Consider the following 17,929-nt stretch of genomic DNA (forward strand, 5'->3'; position numbering starts at 1 on the left):
CATCTCTTTAGTCGATTTTGGGTATACATGGGGGCGACAGCCGGAGCTTCAACTCAGCCCTGGATAATTTTGTCCATCAGTCGCGTCGGCAGCAGGCGTTTGAGCAGCGCCACGGCGTGGGTGACAAGGGTCACCGGATAGCGCAATTGCGGTTTGTCGCTGGTAAAAGCATGGCGCACTTTTTCCACCACCGCTTCCGGGCCGAGGGTAAAGCGTGCGGCGATACCCGGATTCTCCACCGGCTTATCGCGCTGGGTTTGGTTGACGTTGGTGGTAAAACGGGTGGTGATAGGACCGGGCTCAATCAGGCTGACCTTAATGCCGCTATAGCGCAGCTCCATACGCAGCGCATCGGACCAGGCTTCCAGCGCATATTTGCTGGCCGCGTAGGCGCCGCGACCGGGGCTGGAGATGATCCCCATGACCGAGGAGGTCATGACGATACGCCCTTCGCCGTGCGGCTCCATTGCCGGCAGAAGTAACATCGTCAGCTGGTGTGCGCCAAAAAAGTTGGCGGAAAACTGCGCCTCCATCTGTTGACGGCTAATGGTGGCGAGCGGGCCATAGACGCCGTATCCGGCATTATTAAACAGCCCGTACAGGCGATTATTGGTCAAGGCGATGACCTCCGCAGCGGCGCGTTCAACGCTTTGCGGGTCGTCGAGGTCCAGCAAAATACCGGTCAGCCCGAGCTCCTGCATCCGCGCCACGTCATCCGCTTTACGGCAGGCGGCCAGGACGTTAAAGCCCTGGCGTTTTAAATCGAGGGCGCTTTCAAGACCAATACCGCTGGAACAGCCTGTAACTAAAACCGATTTTTGCATAACTTTACCTGCAAGCGACGCCTGAAGATCAGGAGTCATGATTAACTAAGGGGGCCAGCCGGGTTGCCATCCAGTCGGCAATAAAAGGCTGGGCATCGCGATTGGGATGGATGCCATCATCCTGCATCCACTGGGGTTTCAGATAGACCTCTTCCATAAAAAAGGGCAGCAGAGGAATATCAAACTCTTTGGCCAGGGCCGGGTACAGGGCGCTGAAGGCTTCATTATAACGACGGCCATAGTTCGCGGGCAGGCGAATTTGCATCAACAACGGCTGAGCGTTGGCGGCTTTGATATCCTGAATCACCGTCCGCAGAGTCTGCTCGGTTTGCTGGGGCGGGAAGCCGCGCAGCCCGTCGTTGCCCCCCAACTCGACCAGCACCCAGCGCGGCTGATGCTGTTTGAGCAGCGCCGGGAGTCTTGCCAGTCCTTGCTGCGAGGTGTCGCCGCTGATGCTGGCGTTGATGACCGGCGTTGTGGTCTGCCACTTATCGTTGAGTAGCGCAGGCCAGGCGGCGCTGGCGGCCATGCGATAACCGGCGCTCAGGCTATCGCCAAGAACCAATAGCTTGTCTGCGGCCATGGCGCGGCAGGCAAAAAAAATCAGAAACAGGAAAGGCAAATGCCAGCGGAAAACATACTTGAAGTTCATCATCTTAAGAAGTCCGTCGGTCAGGGAGAGCATCAGCTTTCCATCCTTACCGGAGTTGAGCTGGTTGTCAAACCGGCGCAGACCATCGCCCTGATTGGCGAGTCGGGTTCGGGGAAATCGACCCTGCTGGCGATCCTTGCCGGGCTGGATGACGGCAGCAGCGGCGAGGTCTCCTTACTCGGCCAGCCGCTGCATACGATGGATGAAGAGGCGAGGGCGCGGCTGCGTGCTAAACATGTCGGCTTTGTCTTTCAGTCATTTATGCTGATTCCAACCCTTAATGCTCTGGAAAATGTCGAGCTTCCGGCGCTGCTTCGCGGTGAGACCGATAACCAAAGCCGTGGCAGCGCCCGGGCTTTGCTGGAGCAGCTGGGGCTGGGGAAACGTCTCCATCATCTGCCGGCGCAGCTTTCCGGCGGCGAACAGCAGCGGGTGGCGCTCGCCCGCGCATTTAACGGCCGGCCTGAGCTGCTGTTTGCCGATGAGCCTACCGGCAATCTTGACCGCCATACCGGCGACAAAATTGCCGATCTGCTGTTCTCCCTTAATCGAGAGCATGGTACCACGCTGATTCTGGTGACCCACGATCCGCTGCTGGCGGCGCGCTGCGATCGGCGGCTGCGTCTGGTGGACGGCCAGCTGCGGGAGGAAGCATGATTGCCCGTTGGTTCTGGCGCGAATGGCGCTCGCCCTCGCTGCTGATAGTCTGGCTGGCGCTGAGCCTGGCGGTGGCCTGCGTACTGGCGCTGGGGTCGATCGGCGACCGAATGGAAAAGGGGCTCAGCCAGCAGAGCCGCGAATTTATGGCCGGGGACCGGACGCTGCGCAGCTCGCGCGAGGTGCCTGCGGAGTGGATTGACGAGGCGCGCAGGCTCGGGCTCACCGTCGGAGAGCAGCTGAGCTTCGCCACCATGACCTTTGCCGGCGATACGCCGCAGCTGGCGGACGTGAAGGCGGTCGACGATACCTATCCGCTCTACGGTCAGCTGGAGACGCAGCCGCCGGGCCTGAAACCCCAGGCCGGAAGCGTGCTGCTGGCTCCGCGCCTGATGGCGCTGCTGAACTTAAAAATCGGCGATACACTCGATGTCGGCGATGCCACGCTGCGTATTGCTGGCGAGGTGATACAAGAGCCGGATGCCGGCTTCAACCCTTTCCAGATGGCGCCGCGGCTGATGATGAACACCGCCGATGTGGCGAAAACCGGCGCGGTACAGCCCGGCAGCCGCGTCTCCTGGCGCTATAAGTACGCCGGAACCCCGCAGCAATTGGCGGACTATGAAAAGTGGCTCCTGCCGAAGCTGGGGCCTGAACATCGCTGGATCGGCCTGCAGCAGGACGACAGCGCCTTAGGCAAATCGCTGGAACGCTCGCAGCAGTTTTTGCTGCTGTCCGCGCTGCTGACTCTGTTACTGGCGGTGGCCGCGGTGGCAGTGGCAATGAGCCATTACTGCCGCAGCCGCTATGATCTGGTGGCGATCCTGAAAACCCTGGGCGCCGGACGCGCGCAGCTGCGTAAGCTTATTGTCGGCCAGTGGCTGCTGCTACTGGCGCTGGCGGCGGTGGCCGGCGGCGCGATGGGGGCGGGGCTAGAGCAGATTCTGCTGCTGATGCTAAAACCGGTGCTACCGGTGGCCTTACCGCCGGCCAGCGGCTGGCCGTGGCTGTGGGCGATCGGCGCGATGGTGGTGATTTCGCTGCTGGTGGGGTTACGACCTTATCGCCTGCTGCTGGCAACGCTGCCGCTGCGGGTTCTGCGTCAGGATATCGTTGCCAACGTCTGGCCGCTGAAATTCTATATTCCGCTGGTGTGTGCGGTGGTGGTGCTTCTGCTGGCCTGGCTGATGGGCGGAAGCCCGCTGCTATGGGCGGTACTGGCCGGGGCCGTGGTGCTGGCGCTGCTGTGCGGCGCGTTGGGCTGGGGGCTGCTGTGGATGCTGAAGCGGTTGACGCTGAAAGCGCTGCCGCTGCGTCTGGCGGTGAACCGTCTGCTGCGCCAGCCGTGGTCAACCCTGAGTCAGCTGGCGGCATTCTCGCTGTCGTTTATGTTACTGGCGCTGCTGCTGGTGCTGCGCGGCGATCTGCTGGATCGCTGGCAGCAGCAGCTGCCGCCGGAAAGCCCCAATTACTTCTTGATCAATATTGCGCCGGAGCAGGTCGCTGCGGTGAAAACGTTCCTCGCCGGACACCATGTTACGGCGACCGAATTTTACCCGATCGTGCGCGCCCGCCTGACGCAAATTAACGGCCAGGCGGCGGAGAGCAATAAAGACGAAGCGTTGAACCGTGAGCTGAATTTGACCTGGCGCAGCGAGCGGCCGGATCATAATCCGCTGGTGGCCGGCAGCTGGCCGCCCAAAGCCGGAGAGGTGTCAATCGAGGAAGGACTGGCGCAGCGGCTGGCGATCAAACCTGGCGATAGCGTGACCTTTACCGGCGATACTCAGGAGTTCAGCGCGACGGTCACCAGCGTACGCAAAGTTGACTGGGAAAGTCTGCGGCCAAACTTCTTCTTTATCTTCCCGCCGAATGCGCTTGACGAGCAGCCGCAGAGCTGGCTGACCAGCTTCCGCTGGGATAACGGCAATACGCTGTTGACGCAGCTTAACCGCGAATTCCCCACCGTCAGCCTGCTGGATATTGGCGCGATTCTCCGTCAGGTGGGTCAGGTGTTGACGCAGGTCAGTCGGGCGCTGGAGGTGATGGTGGTGCTGGTGACCGCGTGCGGCATTTTGCTGCTGCTGGCGCAGGTTCAGGTCGGTATGCGCCAGCGCTATCAGGAGCTGGTGGTCTGGCGCACGCTGGGGGCCGGAAAGTCGCTGTTGCGTACCACGCTGTGGGCGGAGTTTGCGCTGCTGGGGGTGGTTTCCGGAATAGTGGCGGCCATCGGCGCGGAGGTGGCTTTGGCGATGCTACAAACCAAAGTGTTTGATTTTCCGTGGTCGCCGGACTGGCGACTGTGGGTGATGTTACCGCTGTGCGGCGCGCTCCTGCTGTCGTTATGCGGCGGCTGGCTGGGGTTGCGTCTGTTAAAAGGCAAAGCCTTGTTTCGCCAGTTCAGCCAGTGACTGGAGGGAGACCTCATCGGGCAAGCGCCTGGCGACGCTGCGCTTGCCCGAACCGACGGGAAAATAGAGCCTGTTGATATATTGGAACCGTAGACCGGGTCAGGCGTCAGCCGCCGCCCGGCAAAATACGCGCGCTATCGCGAAATAAACGCTATTGCAGATGACCGTGGTTCAGCGCGGTGAGCGGTTCATTGACGTCGAAAACTTTGCCGATAACCTCATCAACGCCGAGTGATTTCAGGCGCGCGGTATGCTTATTGAGATAAGCGAGGGCGGTCTCTTCATCCTCGAAAAGATAGATCCCGCCCGCTTCGTGGTTCTTTTCGCTTTCAGTCCAGACCTTCCAGATAAACCCCGGCTCCTGATTGATGGACTCGGCCAGCTCCACGAGCTGGCGGGACATCTCGCTGCCGAAGGGGCCGTTAAAGGCAAAGTGCAGCTGCAGTAGTTTTTTCGACATGCTTCCTCCATGGATAATGTTTGAGCGGTAGTACTTCATTTTAATGACAGAACGATGAAATGATAATCGCTGACTTTTTAAACGCACAAAATGATAACTCACTGATTTTTAACAGCACTAAACATTAAAAACCCAACAACACGTCATGCCAAATCACGGTTAATATTCAGCTGGAAACTATAAGGTTGCTTATTACTCAAGGAAAAAGCATGGCACATAAAATAAAAGCGCTGGCGGTGACGATCGGCGCAGCACTGGCGTTAACCTCTTTCGCATCCCAGGCTGAGATTACGCTACTGAAACAGGACCCGCAGGCCGGAGATCCGCTGAGCCGCCTCAACTTTACCGTCGGCGGGAGTATTCGTCCGCAGTTCAACATGATGTCCGGCGACGGCGATAAAGGGTCTTATAAACGTAATGGTTTTGATGGCGGGACCCGTTTCCGCTTCGCCGCTGATTATTATCTGTTTGATGATATTAGCTGGATCAGCTATTACGAGCTGGGGGTCAATATTCCGGCGTTGTTTGACTGGGATAACCACTATGCGGAAGGCGCCAATAATACGAGCCGCCGTATGTTGTACACCGGGCTGAAGAGCGACACCTGGGGGACACTAACCTACGGTCAGCAAAACAGTATTTACTACGATGTGGTTGGGGCGAAAACCGATATCTGGGATTACGACATGATCGCCCAGGCGCCGGGTAACGGCATTAACGGCGACTACGATGGTTCGTATCGTTCCCGTAATATGCTGAAATATAAGAAAACGGCGGGTGACGTTGACCTCTATGCTTCTTATTTGTTTGAAGATAATGAATATCTGCCGGGCAATGGCCTGCGCTATAAACGTAAAGGCGGCGGTTCCGTGGGCGTGGATTATCACATCACTAAGGACCTGACCTGGGGGACCGCGTGGAACTACACCCGTGCCGAGATGCGCGACCCGTCAACAGCAGACAACAAAACCTATGATCAGAATATCCTCGGTACGGCGCTGAGCTGGAAACCGGATAACTGGACCTTCTCCTTCGGTGGCGGCTGGTATCAGAACTTTATGACCACGAAGAAAACCGATGTTTACGACTATTTCGCCGGGGATGCCTGGGGGATTGAGTACTTCGCCGGTTATACCTTCCCGATTGGTCAGTACGCGGTGAAAACGATTCAGCCGTACTTTATGGGCGATCGCCTGGAGTACGTCAACGGCCGTAACTATCAGCGAATTGATAACGGGCTGGGGATCAGCTTCCAGCTGGATTACGGTTTCCGCGTTGATTATGAGCACGTCTTTACGTCCAGCACCGACAACCTGGGCGATATGAACCTGGTGCGTCTGCGCTACGACTTCTAAGCGGCTGCGACTCCCCGGTGGCGCAGCGCTTACCGGGGTTACAGGCTCACCCATGGCCCCGGCTAAGGCGTCGACGCCTTAGCCGGGGCTGTAGGGAATTTGATTACTTCGTCAACCAGGAGGCGACGTCATTCCAGCTGCCGCGAAAGATAATTTTTTCCGCTTTTTTGCTCAGCTGATAGCGATACATCGGGTCGTAGTACTCTTTCAACAGCGGCACCAGCCAGGCAAAATGGGCATCGGTCGTAGCATCTCGCTGCTGCGAAGCCAGCGCCTCGTCAAGCAGGGCGGTGAGCTGGGCAAAACGCTGTAGTCCCAGGCGACGGCGAATGGCAAACAGACCGTGATGCAGGTATTCGCTGTACTCCTGCCAGCCTTTCTCTTCGCCGTAAGCATCAATAAAATCACGGTGCATACGGTCAAAATACTCTTCCCGCAGGCGCTCCAGGCGGATCTCAAACGGGTCTTCCACTACCGCCAGCGGCGATTGCGCCATGCGCTCACGCATGCATTCCGGCAGGTGGTTCGCGCCGATCATATGTCCTTCATCTTCCAGCACCCAGCGACGATGCTGCCCGGCTTTTTTCAACATCGCCACCGCCAGATGGTTTTCAAATGTTGCCTGGGCGTGCTGGTCATGCAACGTGCGGCCGAACGATGAGCCGCGATGGTGGGCGAGTCCCTCCAGATCGATACCCTCGGGTCGGGAGCAGACCAGCTGGGTCTTGCCGTTGCCGGTACAGCCGCCGATCAGCACTATCGGGCGTTGGACCAGCTCTTCGGTGAACTGGATAGCGGCCTGGCGCAGCGCCTTATAGCCGCCGACGATCAGCGGGTACTCGATGCCGGCCTCATGTAGCCACTGTTGCACGATGTGCGAACGCTGGCCACCGCGGGCGCAGCACAGATAGCCCTGCGGATAACGTAAACAGGCATCACGCCATGCGGCGAGACGCTTTTCCCGCACCTCGCCGTTGACTAACTGATGGCCCAGCGCTAATGCCGCGTCCGCGCCGTGTCGTTTATAGCAGGTGCCGACGGCGGCGCGTTCGGCGTCGTCCATCAGCGGCAGATTCAGTGCCGCAGGAAGTGCGCTTTGGCGGAATTCGATCGGGGCGCGGACGTCAATGATTGGCGTGTCCGCCGTGAGAATGGTGCGGTAATCCGTCCCATTTTTCATGGGTCATCCTTCTGAAGTCAAACTGAAAGCGTCTTTAAAATAAGAAAATCTTTAAAGCAAGGAGGGGATTCTACGCGCCTGAATGTCTGCCGGGGAAGGGCGAAGATCAATTCCCCGGCAAATAGCCGTTTTCATTCGGGCGCACAGGCGGCGGATGCGCCGGGCGCCAGAATGTGTCAGGAGGGTTAAGCCAGCTGGGATTGCGCCCAGAAGATACCGCTGGCGTACTCCGGCGGCAGAATAGGTTTTAAGGCTTCCAGCGTGGCGCTCAGGCGGTCGGTATCGCTGTCGGTCAGGTTAAGGTGACCCACTTTGCGCCCCGGACGCACTTCTTTGTCGTACCAGTGCAGATGCACCAGCGGCAGCTTCAGCCAGTCGTAGTTCAGATCGCTACCGATCAGGTTGATCATCACCGAAGGGCTGTTCACTACCGGCGGCGGCAGCGGCAGGCCGGTAATCGCCCGCAGATGCAGTTCGAACTGGCTGATCGAGGCCCCGTTCTGGGTCCAGTGACCGCTGTTGTGCACGCGTGGCGCCAGCTCGTTAATCAGCAGGCCGTCAGCGGTGACAAAACACTCCATCGCCATCACGCCCACGTAGTTCAGCTCGTTCATAATGGCGGTAAGCATGCTTTCCGCCTGGTCCTGCTGGCGGGCATTGGCCTGCGGGAAGGCGACGCTGGTACGCAGAATGCCCTCCTGGTGCAGGTTGCGGGTAAGCGGGTAGAACACCGTGCTGCCATCCTGCGCGCGGGCGCCAACCAGCGACACTTCGGCGGAAAAGTTGATGCCTTGCTCAACAATACATTCGCCATAGTTTTCATCCGGCAGCTGCGCAATGTCGTTTTCGCGCAGTCGCCATTGGCCGCGACCATCGTAACCGCCCACGCGACGCTTAACGATGGCCAGTTCGCCCAGACGTGCGAATACCGCCGGCCACTCGCTTTTATCAGCCAGCAGCTGCCACGGCGCGGTGGCGAGCTCCAGCTTATCAAACAGCTGTTTTTGCGTCAGACGGTCGGCAATGATCGGGAACACATCGCGGTTAACAAACGCCGGGTGGCGCGCCAGTTCACGCGTGAGCGCCGTTTCCGGCCAACGTTCGATTTCGGCAGTGATCACGCTTTGCTGAAACGGCACCGCTTCAGGATCGGCTTCCAGACCGACTGGCCAGACGGCGATACCCAGCGGTTCACCGGCCTGGCGCAGCATCCGGCCTAGCTGGCCGTTGCCAAGGATGCAAACCTGCTTCATGCCGCACCCCGCGGATCCGGATTCTCCAGCACCTCATCGGTCTGGGCCTGGCGCCAGGCGCTCAGGCGCTGATGCAGTTCGGCATCGTGCACCGCCAGAATCTGCGCCGCCAGCAGGGCCGCATTGGCGGCACCGGCTTTGCCGATGGCCAGCGTGCCGACGGGAATTCCGCGCGGCATCTGAACAATAGAGTAGAGACTGTCTACGCCGCTTAACGCCGCGCTTTGCACCGGCACACCTAATACCGGCACCAGAGTTTTCGCCGCAATCATGCCCGGCAGATGCGCCGCGCCGCCCGCGCCGGCAATAATCACCTGATAACCGTTGCTTTCCGCGTCTTCGGCAAAGCTAAACAGCTTATCGGGCGTCCGGTGTGCGGAGACCACTTCAACATGGTACGGAACGTTCAGGGCATCAAGGATTTCTGCGGTAAACTGCATGGTAGCCCAGTCGCTTTTGGACCCCATCACGATGGCGATACGCGCCGAATTATTGCGGGAAGACATGCGTCTTAAAACTCCTGTGGGTGTGCTTCACACTGCTTTAGAGGCCACAGAGAATAACATGATCTTTCGGCAAGGAAAACGGTTGCGTCACCGGTGATGGGGTGAAAATGCGCTGGAAATTAAAACGGGAATGCGATCAGCTCAACGTCGTCTTTGCTGACTTTGACCATCGACCCTTCGCTGTGCCAGGCGCCGAGGACGACGCGAAATGCCGGTTTGCCGTTGGCCTCTAGCGGGTGGACGGCAGGGCGATGCGTGTGACCGTGAATCAGCCACTGCACCTGATGTCTTTCCAGCGCGTCGACCACGGCCTGCGGATTGACATCCATGATTTCCAGCGACTTGCTGCTGTTGGCCGCTTTGCTGTCGGCGCGCATTCTGGCGGCGATACGGCGGCGAATAAACAGCGGCAGGGCAAGGAACAGACGCTGAATCCACGGTGTATGGACTTTGGCACGAAAAGCCAGATAGCCCGGATCGTCGGTGCACAGCGTATCGCCGTGCATGATCAGGACCCGACGGCCATACAGATCGAGCACGTTTTCTTCCGCCAGCAGCCGCATCCCGCAGGCGCGTGCGAACCGCTGGCCCACGAGAAAGTCGCGGTTGCCGTGAACAAAATAGCAGGGCACGCCGGATTGAGTTAATGCGTTGATTGCCGAGGCGATTTGCTGATGCAGCGGGTTCGGATCGTCATCGCCAATCCAGGCTTCAAACAGATCGCCAAGGATATACAGCGCGTCCGCCTCGCGGGCTTCGCCGGCTAAAAAGCGTAGAAAACCGGCGGTGATCGCCGGTTCTTCTGTTTGCAGATGCAAATCCGCAATAAAAAGTGTCGCCACGAATTACTCGCTGACGGTGACGCTTTTGATCACCACATCTTCTTTCGGCACATCCTGATGCATGCCGCTGCGGCCGGTAGCCACCGCTTTGATTTTGTCGACCACGTCCATACCTTCAACCACTTCGGCAAATACGCAGTAGCCCCAACCCTGCAGGTTTTCACCGGAGAAGTTCAGGAAGTCGTTATCGACAACGTTAATGAAGAACTGCGCGGTGGCGGAGTGAGGTGCCTGAGTACGGGCCATGGCCAGAGTACCGCGGGTGTTTTTCAGACCGTTGTTGGCTTCGTTCTGGATCGGGGATTTGGTGGTTTTCTGCTCCATGCCTGGCTCAAAGCCGCCGCCCTGGATCATGAAACCGTTGATAACACGGTGGAAAATGGTGTTGTTGTAGAAACCTTCGCGGCAGTAATCCAGGAAGTTTTTAACTGTTTCCGGCGCTTTGTCGTCAAAGGTTTTGATGACGATATCGCCATGATTAGTGTGGAAAGTAACCATTTTTGCATCCTGTTCCGATGATTGTGGTGCTTAAACCCAAAGTTGGGCGTGACATAGGGGGCTGTTATAGCATAACCGCCGGGTTCGATCACCTTGCATTGTGTGCTGCTTCGGGGTTGAATTAAGGTTAGAATACGCGACCTGATATTCACACACGTCTACACGGAATCTTCGATGTTAAAAATTTTTAATACACTGACGCGCCAAAAAGAAGAGTTTAAGCCTATCCATGCCGGGGAAGTGGGCATGTACGTGTGTGGAATTACCGTTTACGATCTCTGTCACATCGGCCATGGCCGTACTTTCGTCTCTTTTGACGTGGTTGCCCGCTACCTGCGTTTTCTCGGCTATAAGCTGAAGTACGTGCGCAACATTACCGATATCGACGATAAAATCATTAAGCGTGCTAATGAGAACGGCGAAAGCTTTGTCGCGCTGGTCGATCGCATGATTGCCGAAATGCACAATGATTTCGATGCGCTGAATATTCTGCGTCCGGATATGGAGCCTCGCGCCACCCATCATATTCCCGAGATCATTGAAATCACTGAACAACTGATCGCCCGCGGTCATGCGTACGTGGCGGACAACGGGGATGTGATGTTCTCGGTACCGACCGATCCGAATTACGGGCAGCTGTCGCGCCAGGATCTGGACCAGCTGCAGGCCGGCGCCCGCGTGGATGTCGTTGACGTCAAGCGTAACCCGATGGACTTCGTGCTGTGGAAAATGTCGAAAGAGGGCGAGCCAAGCTGGCCGTCGCCGTGGGGCAACGGTCGTCCTGGCTGGCACATTGAATGTTCGGCGATGAACTGCAAACAGCTGGGCAACCATTTTGATATCCATGGCGGCGGTTCGGATCTGATGTTCCCGCATCATGAAAACGAAATAGCCCAGTCCACCTGTGCTCACGACGGGGAATACGTTAACTACTGGATGCACTCCGGGATGGTGATGGTTGACCGCGAGAAAATGTCAAAATCGCTGGGCAATTTCTTTACCGTACGCGACGTGCTGAAGTACTACGATGCGGAGACCATTCGCTATTTCCTGATGTCCGGCCACTATCGTAGCCAGCTGAACTACAGCGAAGAAAACCTCAAGCAGGCTCGTTCTGCGCTGGAGCGTCTGTATACCGCGCTGCGCGGTACCGACAAATCGGTAGAGCCGGCCGGCGGCGACGCCTTCGAAGCGCGCTTTATTGAAGCGATGGATGACGATTTCAACACCCCGGAAGCCTATTCCGTGCTGTTCGATATGGCGCGTGAAGTCAACCGCCTGAAGACGGAAGATGTCGCCGCGGCTAACGCCATGGCCGCACATATGCGCAAGCTCTCCGGCGTGCTGGGGCTGCTTGAGCAGGAGCCGGATGTCTTCCTGCAAAGCGGTGCGCAGGCTGACGACGGTGAAGTTGCGGAAATCGAGCGGCTGATTCAGCAGCGTCTGGATGCGCGTAAAGCGAAAGACTGGGCCGCTGCGGATGCGGCGCGTGACCGTCTCAATGAGATGGGGATCGTGCTGGAGGACGGCCCGCAGGGAACCACCTGGCGCCGGAAGTAAGCAATAAAATAACGCCCGGCTTGCCGGGCGTTTTTATGATCAATCTTAAACCACCTCCTGTGGAGGTGGCGATCGTTCATTAAGCAGGATCAGGCGGTAACGGTGACGCTCTGGCCTTCAAAACTCACCGTCTGACCGGCGACGATTTTGCAGCGTTTACGGGTTTCTACCGCGCCATCCACCTTCACCAGGCCATCGGCAATCGCTATTTTTGCCTGCGCGCCGCTCTCACTCCAGCCTTCCAGCTTCAGCAGATCGCACAGTTCAACGTGTGGGTGTTTGCCCAGAGAAAAATTCGCCATCTCAGGCCTCCTGAATGTCGTGATATTCTTCGCACGCCTGTAGCGTGTTTTGAATCAGTGTAGCAACGGTCATCGGGCCAACGCCGCCCGGGACTGGCGTAATGTATGACGCGCGTTCTGCGGCATCTTCAAAGACGACGTCTCCGACCACTTTGCCGCTTTCCAGACGGTTAATACCGACATCCACAACGATGGCGCCTTCTTTGATCCACTCGCCCGGAATAAAGCCCGGTTTACCGACCGCAACAATCAGCAGGTCAGCATTTTCGACATGCTGACGTAAATTCCGGGTGAAGCGGTGGGTCACGGTAGTCGTGCAGCCCGCCAGCAGCAGTTCCATGCTCATCGGACGGCCGACGATGTTCGATGCGCCAATCACCACGGCGTTCAGGCCATAGGTGTCGATATTGTAACGCTCAAGCAGAGTGACGATTCCGCGCGGTGTGCACGGGCGCAGACGCGGGGCGCGCTGGCACAGGCGGCCGACGTTGTAGGGGTGGAAACCGTCAACATCTTTGTCCGGGGCGATACGCTCCAGTACTTTCACGTTATCAATTCCGGCAGGCAGCGGCAGCTGTACCAGAATACCGTCGATAGTGGTATCGGCATTCAGCGTATCAATAAGCTCCAGTAATTCCGCCTCGCTGGTGGTTTCCGGGAGATCGTATGAGCGGGAGACAAATCCCACCTCTTCACACGCTTTGCGCTTGCTGCCGACATAAATCTGCGACGCCGGGTTACTGCCGACCAGTACAACGGCTAACCCTGGGGCGCGTTTTCCGGCCGCAGTGCGGGCCTTCACTTTTTCCGCAACCTCAGAGCGTACCTGCTGCGCAATCGTTTTACCGTCAATAATTTTTGCTGCCATCAGAGAGAGGATTCCATCTGTATCGTATCGAAAGGGGGATGCGGATATTTTGTCAGAAGCCAGCCTCGCTGTCAGTCCTCGTTTGAGTTTTTATCCCTCTTTGAGCAAACTCAGGGCTAAAAACACCGCTGTTTAAAGGGCTATTGGGGGCATTTTGGGGGCGTTAGGACTCTTTATTGTTATCGCCGATGTATCAGTACTGAAAACCGGCGCCGGGCGATCTTTGCACAACCTTTGTTTTATATGTAGGCAAGTTAGTTATGCTGCCGCAGTTTGATGGCAAAATGCATTGACTCACTGAGCGTTGACCGTATAATTCCAGGCGGTTTCACTCGTCGAAGCATCCGCATTTCAGTGCGCCCTTAGCTCAGCTGGATAGAGCAACGGCCTTCTAAGCCGTAGGTCACAGGTTCGAACCCTGTAGGGCGTACCATTTTCACTTCTCTTAACGTCTCCTGAAGTCTACTAAATCCAGTATACACGCGGCATCCGCCAATATCTCATTATCTCAACGTCTACTATGGTCTATTGAAATCCACATTCATGTGGGGGTACATTTGGGGGTAGATTCCTGTTCAATGAAATGAGATACCCCCAAAATGAAGCTCACAGCCCGCCAGGTCGACACATCCAAGCCCAAGGACAAACCCTATAAGCTGTCTGATGGCGGCGGTCTTTACCTGTTGGTGAGCCCCAATGGCTCGCGGTACTGGCGCCTTAAGTACCGCATCGCTGGTAAAGAGAAGCTTCTGGCGTTGGGGGTATATCCTGATATCACTCTGGCGGAAGCCAGACAGAAACGCGCGGATGCAAAAAAGGTTCTCGCTGCTGGTGGTGATCCGGGGCAGGAGAAGCAGGAAGAGAAACAAGCGAAAGAGCAGGCTGTGGCAAACAGTTTTGAGCGCCTGGCGATGGAATGGCATTCCCATAAAAGCACATCGTGGTCAGAAGGCTATGCCGAGCATCTCCTGATGTACCTGAAGAAGGATATCTTCCCCTTCATCGGGCAAAAGGCTATCACGGATATCAGCCAGGTCGAAATGCTTAACGTCCTGCGAAAGATGGAACAACGCGGAGTTCTGGATAAACTCAAAAAAACCCGTCAGGCCTGCCGACAGATATTTACCTACGCCATTATTACTGGCCGGGCTGAGCACAACCCTGTTTCAGATCTGGCAGGCGCGCTGAAGTCGCCAAAGCAGCAGCACTACCCACACCTTTTAGTTGACCAAATCCCGGATTTTCTCCGTGCGCTAAGTGAATATAGCGGCAGCACAATCACCCGCAACGCCACCCGACTGTTAATGCTTACCGGGCTCAGGACAATTGAGCTCCGTGCTTCTGAATGGATTGATATCGACTTTGACAAAGGAGTCTGGAACATCCCCGCTGAGCGAATGAAGATGCGGCGCCCACATCTCGTTCCTCTCTCGAGCCAGGTTCGCGAGTTGTTGGAAGAGATCCACCAGCTTACCGGGCGAGGGAAGTATGTTTTCCCCGGGCGGAATGACGCCGGCAAGCCAATGAGCGAGGCCAGTATTAACCAGGTGATTAAGCGTATTGGTTACGACGGTAAAGCGACCGGTCACGGCTTCCGCCACACCATGAGCACTATCCTCCACGAGCAAGGCTATAACACCGCCTGGATTGAAACCCAACTGGCGCACGTCGATAAGAACTCTATCCGCGGGACATACAACCACGCTCAGTATCTGGATGGCCGCCGGGAAATGCTCCAGTGGTATGCCGACTATATGGCGGCTCTTGAGAATGGTGAAAATGTGGTGCATGGCTCGTTCGGAAAACTTGCATAACTGTATATAAATACAGTTAATGTGGACAGTGCATATTGACGATAGTAGACTTCAGTAGACGAACAAAGAATAGGCTATGTCTAGGCTGATCCCCGAAAACCCGTACACCTCTGCGGGCTGGCATAGCCGCCAAAATCAGGGGGCGCGAGGTGGCGGAATGCTGGACATTGCTGAGTTGCTAAAGGCTCGGAAAAAAGAATTTATCAGTCTTCGAGAGTTCATAACAAGAATTCATCTCTATCAGCCTCATGTTAGCCTTAAGGACATTGCCGATTTCCTTTATATTGAGGACTCCAATGGAGCACTGCCTGAGTGGGTTAAAAAGGGAGTTGCTGGTTCAATAGAAACTACTTGGGTTGATGATAACCACATGGAATCTGATACATCATTACATTCCCTTTTGAATGTAATTCATGAGTTTGATGAGATGCCTGAGGTTTTACCTCCAGCGCTTACTTCGTCCGCCGTGACTAAGATTGTTCCATCGGAAGCACCTATGGATTTTGATGATGATATTCCTTTTTGATAAATATAAACAATAGGAGAGCGGATAATGAGTGGATGGGGGCAAAGTAAAGAAGAACACTGGTCAGCAACTCAATTTGATAAATATGGTTTTCGTCGTTCTGACTTAAAGGCTATTGCTGACAAATTAGGGGTTAATCTTGATATTCCAATCGAGGATATTGTTACATCAGGAGATAATAGGAAGCCAGAAACATTTTCGGAAGAGGATATAAGCGTCCTCAGAAGCGAGATTTCTCTCTTAAAAGAGAAAATCAAAAAGTTAAATAGTGAAAGACCTACTCTTTTGGGCGAATACAGAAAAGATGATCCCCTCCTTCTGGCGATACAGATAAGAAACACTGAATGGAACATGTACGATCCTGATAATGACAGAGCTACCAGAGGGAATCAGGTGGCAATTATTCAAGACCTTGAAGGTAAAGGGTTTTCCAATGCCCAAGCAAAAGCAATAGAAATGGTTGCATGCCCCATCAAGCGTGGCTAATCACCCCAACCCTTAGGGTTGTATCTAGTCGAAAAGTCTTACCCTAAGGGCTTAATATAGCTACCCTCAGGGTAAGCTAACTGCTAGTTTACCTTTAATAACCCTTACCCTTAGGGTTATTCATTCCTCACTAGCCATTAGGCCTAATGGTATGAAAAAATAGCATTTATTCGTGTAATCATATGCCACGTAAACCGCAATAGACTTTACGAGGTAAATATGTCCAAATCATTAATCCGATTCTCTGAGGTTCAGAAGCGCACTGGCTACAGTAAGGCATGGTTGTATCGTCTTATGAATGAACAGCGTTTTCCCGCCGCAATTAAAATTGGCTCCCGTTCGATCGCCTTTATTGAAAGTGAAATTGACGATTGGATTAATCAGCGCATTACTGAATCTCGTGGTGAGGTAGTGTAATGAAAAAGAAAAACCGCCCCGTACAGCAGGCGGCTAACTCAGATATTCGCACCTCTGATATTACGCCTACCACCAGCCCTGTACAAGTACCTAAACGTACTCCAAAAAAGCATCGTGCCCGCGTTTATATGTTGCGTACCGGCTTTGAGGGATGGACAGAAAACGATATTCTGCGTTACTGCCGTCTTTCGTCTGGCAGGAACTACGCTAGTGAAATTGAGCGTCGACTTGATATTCAGTTAGAGCGTATCGACGAAAAGAATCCTGACGGCATCGGGTCACATTTGCGCTATCGCTTTACCGGGCGCAGCGATGTTCTAAAAGTTATTCAACTTGTAAACAACAATGCTACAGCTGGTGGCTATTATGGCCTTTCTACGCAGGAAATAGCCGAAATCCTTAGCCTTTACCCGGACAACCTTACCGCCGCATAAAGGAGCCGACAAAATGAAAATCGAAAAAAGCAGATTCAATTCTGAGGCCGCCCCTCAACCCAACGTTCACCATGGCGTAATTAACGGTAACGACTTTGCCGCTATTGTCCCTGTTACTTCCGGCCAGATTGGTGGGCGTGAAACCAATATTGCGAGCGCCAGAGCTCTGCATAAGGCGCTGGGGGTGGGGCGTGACTTTACCAACTGGATTAAAGGCCGCATCGACCAGTACGGATTTGTAGCCGGGGCTGACTACATTCGTATTGAAAAATTGAGCTCACCAAAACGGGCGAGCGCAAAATTTCGCCAGCAAATCGAGCATGATTACCTTCTATCGCTGGATATGGCTAAAGAAGTGGCAATGGTTGAGCGTAACGAGCAGGGGCGAGCTGTGCGCAGGTACTTTATCCAGTGCGAGGAGGCGTTACAGCTGAGTGCGCCGGAAATCGTCGCGAAGTACCGCCGCCAACTTAAGGCCCGTATTGGTGCCGCCAACCTCTTCAAGCCGATGTGTGCCGCTCTGGATGCTGCCCGGGCAGAACAGGGGAAAGAGACGCAAGCCCGGCACTACAGCAATGAAAGCAACATGATCGCCCGCATTGTGCTGGGGGGTATAACCGCTAAGCAGTGGGCGCAGGTGAATGGTATCGCCGGCGAGCCTCGCGACAGCATGAGCGCCGGGCAGCTGGAACACCTTAGTTACCTGGAGAGCACCAATATCACGCTGATTGATATGGGCATGGCTTACGACCAGCGCAAAGCGGAATTAACCCGCCTGTCTCAGCGCTGGCTGGCTAAACGCATGGGGGCTAACGATGAATAAGCCCACCAGCTTACCCCTGCCGGATTACACTTATCGCAAAGCTCACGGGGGAGGTAGTGAG

Annotated in this window: 20 protein-coding genes and 1 tRNA gene; 11 read left to right on the forward strand and 10 right to left on the reverse strand. The window is 55.6% G+C overall.

Annotated elements, in window-relative coordinates:
• Positions 1-53: 53 nt before the first annotated feature.
• Both ROR01S_RS15105 and tesA read right to left on the reverse strand, forming a co-directional pair.
• Positions 54-863, reverse strand: coding sequence for an SDR family oxidoreductase (locus tag ROR01S_RS15105; RefSeq protein WP_160873212.1), 810 nt, complete (start codon positions 861-863; stop codon positions 54-56).
• Positions 853-1,476, reverse strand: coding sequence for a multifunctional acyl-CoA thioesterase I/protease I/lysophospholipase L1 (gene tesA / locus ROR01S_RS15110; protein ID WP_032689237.1), 624 nt, complete (start codon positions 1,474-1,476; stop codon positions 853-855). Before tesA ends, ROR01S_RS15105 begins: the two co-directional genes overlap by 11 nt.
• Between tesA and ybbA the strand changes: the two genes are divergently transcribed.
• Both ybbA and ybbP read left to right on the forward strand, forming a co-directional pair.
• Positions 1,447-2,133: a putative ABC transporter ATP-binding protein YbbA gene (gene ybbA / locus ROR01S_RS15115; RefSeq protein ID WP_032716774.1), complete on the forward strand. Its 687-nt coding sequence runs from the start codon at positions 1,447-1,449 to the stop codon at positions 2,131-2,133. The genes tesA and ybbA overlap by 30 nt on opposite strands.
• A complete protein-coding gene (gene ybbP, locus ROR01S_RS15120) occupies positions 2,130-4,544 on the forward strand; it encodes a putative ABC transporter permease subunit YbbP (protein WP_064359631.1) in 2,415 nt (804 codons plus the stop codon). Before ybbA ends, ybbP begins: the two co-directional genes overlap by 4 nt.
• A gap of 151 nt (positions 4,545-4,695) precedes the next feature.
• On the opposite strand, the gene ROR01S_RS15125 is transcribed toward ybbP, so the two are convergent.
• Positions 4,696-5,004, reverse strand: coding sequence for a monooxygenase (locus tag ROR01S_RS15125; RefSeq protein WP_004858861.1), 309 nt, complete (start codon positions 5,002-5,004; stop codon positions 4,696-4,698).
• Positions 5,005-5,213: 209 nt separating this feature from the next.
• On the opposite strand from ROR01S_RS15125, the gene ROR01S_RS15130 reads away from it, so the two are divergent.
• Positions 5,214-6,359 (forward strand): porin, encoded by a 1,146-nt coding sequence (locus ROR01S_RS15130; protein ID WP_044346317.1) that lies wholly within the window; start codon positions 5,214-5,216, stop codon positions 6,357-6,359.
• Between the two features lie 103 nt (positions 6,360-6,462).
• Here the strand turns inward: ROR01S_RS15130 and mnmH are convergent, their stop codons facing one another.
• The 5 genes from mnmH to ppiB all read right to left on the reverse strand — a co-directional run bounded on the left by mnmH (position 6,463) and on the right by ppiB (position 10,638).
• Positions 6,463-7,539 carry a tRNA 2-selenouridine(34) synthase MnmH gene (gene mnmH, locus ROR01S_RS15135; RefSeq protein ID WP_064359632.1) on the reverse strand — a complete coding sequence of 359 codons (1,077 nt, stop codon included), beginning with the start codon at positions 7,537-7,539 and terminating at the stop codon, positions 6,463-6,465.
• A 185-nt stretch (positions 7,540-7,724) separates the two neighbouring features.
• Complete coding sequence (purK, locus tag ROR01S_RS15140; protein WP_015585002.1) at positions 7,725-8,792, reverse strand: 5-(carboxyamino)imidazole ribonucleotide synthase; 1,068 nt, start codon at positions 8,790-8,792, stop codon at positions 7,725-7,727.
• Positions 8,789-9,298: a 5-(carboxyamino)imidazole ribonucleotide mutase gene (gene purE / locus ROR01S_RS15145; RefSeq protein WP_004858870.1), complete on the reverse strand. Its 510-nt coding sequence runs from the start codon at positions 9,296-9,298 to the stop codon at positions 8,789-8,791. The genes purK and purE overlap by 4 nt, the downstream gene beginning before the upstream one ends.
• A gap of 119 nt (positions 9,299-9,417) precedes the next feature.
• Complete coding sequence (gene lpxH, locus ROR01S_RS15150) at positions 9,418-10,140, reverse strand: UDP-2,3-diacylglucosamine diphosphatase (RefSeq protein ID WP_004858872.1); 723 nt, start codon at positions 10,138-10,140, stop codon at positions 9,418-9,420.
• Positions 10,141-10,143: 3 nt separating this feature from the next.
• Positions 10,144-10,638, reverse strand: coding sequence for a peptidylprolyl isomerase B (ppiB, locus tag ROR01S_RS15155; protein WP_004858873.1), 495 nt, complete (start codon positions 10,636-10,638; stop codon positions 10,144-10,146).
• A gap of 174 nt (positions 10,639-10,812) precedes the next feature.
• On the opposite strand from ppiB, the gene cysS reads away from it, so the two are divergent.
• Complete coding sequence (gene cysS, locus ROR01S_RS15160; protein WP_004858875.1) at positions 10,813-12,198, forward strand: cysteine--tRNA ligase; 1,386 nt, start codon at positions 10,813-10,815, stop codon at positions 12,196-12,198.
• Between the two features lie 89 nt (positions 12,199-12,287).
• On the opposite strand, the gene ybcJ is transcribed toward cysS, so the two are convergent.
• Both ybcJ and folD read right to left on the reverse strand, forming a co-directional pair.
• Positions 12,288-12,500 (reverse strand): ribosome-associated protein YbcJ, encoded by a 213-nt coding sequence (ybcJ, locus tag ROR01S_RS15165; RefSeq protein ID WP_004858878.1) that lies wholly within the window; start codon positions 12,498-12,500, stop codon positions 12,288-12,290.
• Position 12,501: 1 nt separating this feature from the next.
• On the reverse strand, positions 12,502-13,368 hold the full coding sequence (gene folD, locus ROR01S_RS15170; RefSeq protein WP_004858880.1) for a bifunctional methylenetetrahydrofolate dehydrogenase/methenyltetrahydrofolate cyclohydrolase FolD: 867 nt from the start codon (positions 13,366-13,368) through the stop codon (positions 12,502-12,504).
• 356 nt (positions 13,369-13,724) lie between these two features.
• Between folD and ROR01S_RS15175 the strand changes: the two genes are divergently transcribed.
• The 7 genes from ROR01S_RS15175 (at position 13,725) to ROR01S_RS15205 (ending at position 17,868) form a co-directional block, all read left to right on the forward strand.
• Positions 13,725-13,801: transfer RNA gene (locus tag ROR01S_RS15175), tRNA-Arg, on the forward strand.
• Between the two features lie 166 nt (positions 13,802-13,967).
• On the forward strand, positions 13,968-15,182 hold the full coding sequence (locus ROR01S_RS15180; RefSeq protein ID WP_064359633.1) for a tyrosine-type recombinase/integrase: 1,215 nt from the start codon (positions 13,968-13,970) through the stop codon (positions 15,180-15,182).
• Between the two features lie 76 nt (positions 15,183-15,258).
• Positions 15,259-15,708, forward strand: coding sequence for a hypothetical protein (locus tag ROR01S_RS15185; RefSeq protein ID WP_064359634.1), 450 nt, complete (start codon positions 15,259-15,261; stop codon positions 15,706-15,708).
• Between the two features lie 27 nt (positions 15,709-15,735).
• The gene (locus ROR01S_RS15190; RefSeq protein WP_064359635.1) at positions 15,736-16,194 is read left to right on the forward strand and encodes a hypothetical protein; all 459 of its coding nucleotides are present in this window, start codon (positions 15,736-15,738) and stop codon (positions 16,192-16,194) included.
• A 219-nt stretch (positions 16,195-16,413) separates the two neighbouring features.
• Positions 16,414-16,611, forward strand: a complete 198-nt coding sequence (locus tag ROR01S_RS15195; RefSeq protein ID WP_064359636.1) for a helix-turn-helix transcriptional regulator — start codon at positions 16,414-16,416, stop codon at positions 16,609-16,611.
• A complete protein-coding gene (locus ROR01S_RS15200; protein ID WP_064188056.1) occupies positions 16,611-17,045 on the forward strand; it encodes a PM1773 family protein in 435 nt (144 codons plus the stop codon). The genes ROR01S_RS15195 and ROR01S_RS15200 overlap by 1 nt, the downstream gene beginning before the upstream one ends.
• Before the next feature lie 13 nt (positions 17,046-17,058).
• Positions 17,059-17,868, forward strand: coding sequence for an antA/AntB antirepressor family protein (locus ROR01S_RS15205; protein WP_064359637.1), 810 nt, complete (start codon positions 17,059-17,061; stop codon positions 17,866-17,868).
• Positions 17,869-17,929 lie beyond the last annotated feature (61 nt).

The organism is Klebsiella ornithinolytica NBRC 105727 = ATCC 31898 (genome assembly GCF_001598295.1).
Taxonomy (GTDB): domain Bacteria; phylum Pseudomonadota; class Gammaproteobacteria; order Enterobacterales; family Enterobacteriaceae; genus Klebsiella; species Klebsiella ornithinolytica.

Excerpts from the sequence above, each read along its gene's own strand:
- ROR01S_RS15105 (WP_160873212.1), bottom strand. The coding sequence starts at position 863 with ATGACTCCTGATCTTCAGGCGTCGCTTGCAGGTAAAGTTATGCAAAAA.
- ybbA (WP_032716774.1), top strand. The coding sequence starts at position 1,447 with ATGCCAGCGGAAAACATACTTGAAGTTCATCATCTTAAGAAGTCCGTC.
- tesA (WP_032689237.1), bottom strand. The coding sequence starts at position 1,476 with ATGAACTTCAAGTATGTTTTCCGCTGGCATTTGCCTTTCCTGTTTCTG.
- ybbP (WP_064359631.1), top strand. The coding sequence starts at position 2,130 with ATGATTGCCCGTTGGTTCTGGCGCGAATGGCGCTCGCCCTCGCTGCTG.
- ROR01S_RS15125 (WP_004858861.1), bottom strand. The coding sequence starts at position 5,004 with ATGTCGAAAAAACTACTGCAGCTGCACTTTGCCTTTAACGGCCCCTTC.
- ROR01S_RS15130 (WP_044346317.1), top strand. The coding sequence starts at position 5,214 with ATGGCACATAAAATAAAAGCGCTGGCGGTGACGATCGGCGCAGCACTG.
- mnmH (WP_064359632.1), bottom strand. The coding sequence starts at position 7,539 with ATGAAAAATGGGACGGATTACCGCACCATTCTCACGGCGGACACGCCA.
- purK (WP_015585002.1), bottom strand. The coding sequence starts at position 8,792 with ATGAAGCAGGTTTGCATCCTTGGCAACGGCCAGCTAGGCCGGATGCTG.
- purE (WP_004858870.1), bottom strand. The coding sequence starts at position 9,298 with ATGTCTTCCCGCAATAATTCGGCGCGTATCGCCATCGTGATGGGGTCC.
- ppiB (WP_004858873.1), bottom strand. The coding sequence starts at position 10,638 with ATGGTTACTTTCCACACTAATCATGGCGATATCGTCATCAAAACCTTT.
- cysS (WP_004858875.1), top strand. The coding sequence starts at position 10,813 with ATGTTAAAAATTTTTAATACACTGACGCGCCAAAAAGAAGAGTTTAAG.
- ybcJ (WP_004858878.1), bottom strand. The coding sequence starts at position 12,500 with ATGGCGAATTTTTCTCTGGGCAAACACCCACACGTTGAACTGTGCGAT.
- folD (WP_004858880.1), bottom strand. The coding sequence starts at position 13,368 with ATGGCAGCAAAAATTATTGACGGTAAAACGATTGCGCAGCAGGTACGC.
- ROR01S_RS15180 (WP_064359633.1), top strand. The coding sequence starts at position 13,968 with ATGAAGCTCACAGCCCGCCAGGTCGACACATCCAAGCCCAAGGACAAA.
- ROR01S_RS15185 (WP_064359634.1), top strand. The coding sequence starts at position 15,259 with ATGTCTAGGCTGATCCCCGAAAACCCGTACACCTCTGCGGGCTGGCAT.
- ROR01S_RS15190 (WP_064359635.1), top strand. The coding sequence starts at position 15,736 with ATGAGTGGATGGGGGCAAAGTAAAGAAGAACACTGGTCAGCAACTCAA.
- ROR01S_RS15195 (WP_064359636.1), top strand. The coding sequence starts at position 16,414 with ATGTCCAAATCATTAATCCGATTCTCTGAGGTTCAGAAGCGCACTGGC.
- ROR01S_RS15200 (WP_064188056.1), top strand. The coding sequence starts at position 16,611 with ATGAAAAAGAAAAACCGCCCCGTACAGCAGGCGGCTAACTCAGATATT.
- ROR01S_RS15205 (WP_064359637.1), top strand. The coding sequence starts at position 17,059 with ATGAAAATCGAAAAAAGCAGATTCAATTCTGAGGCCGCCCCTCAACCC.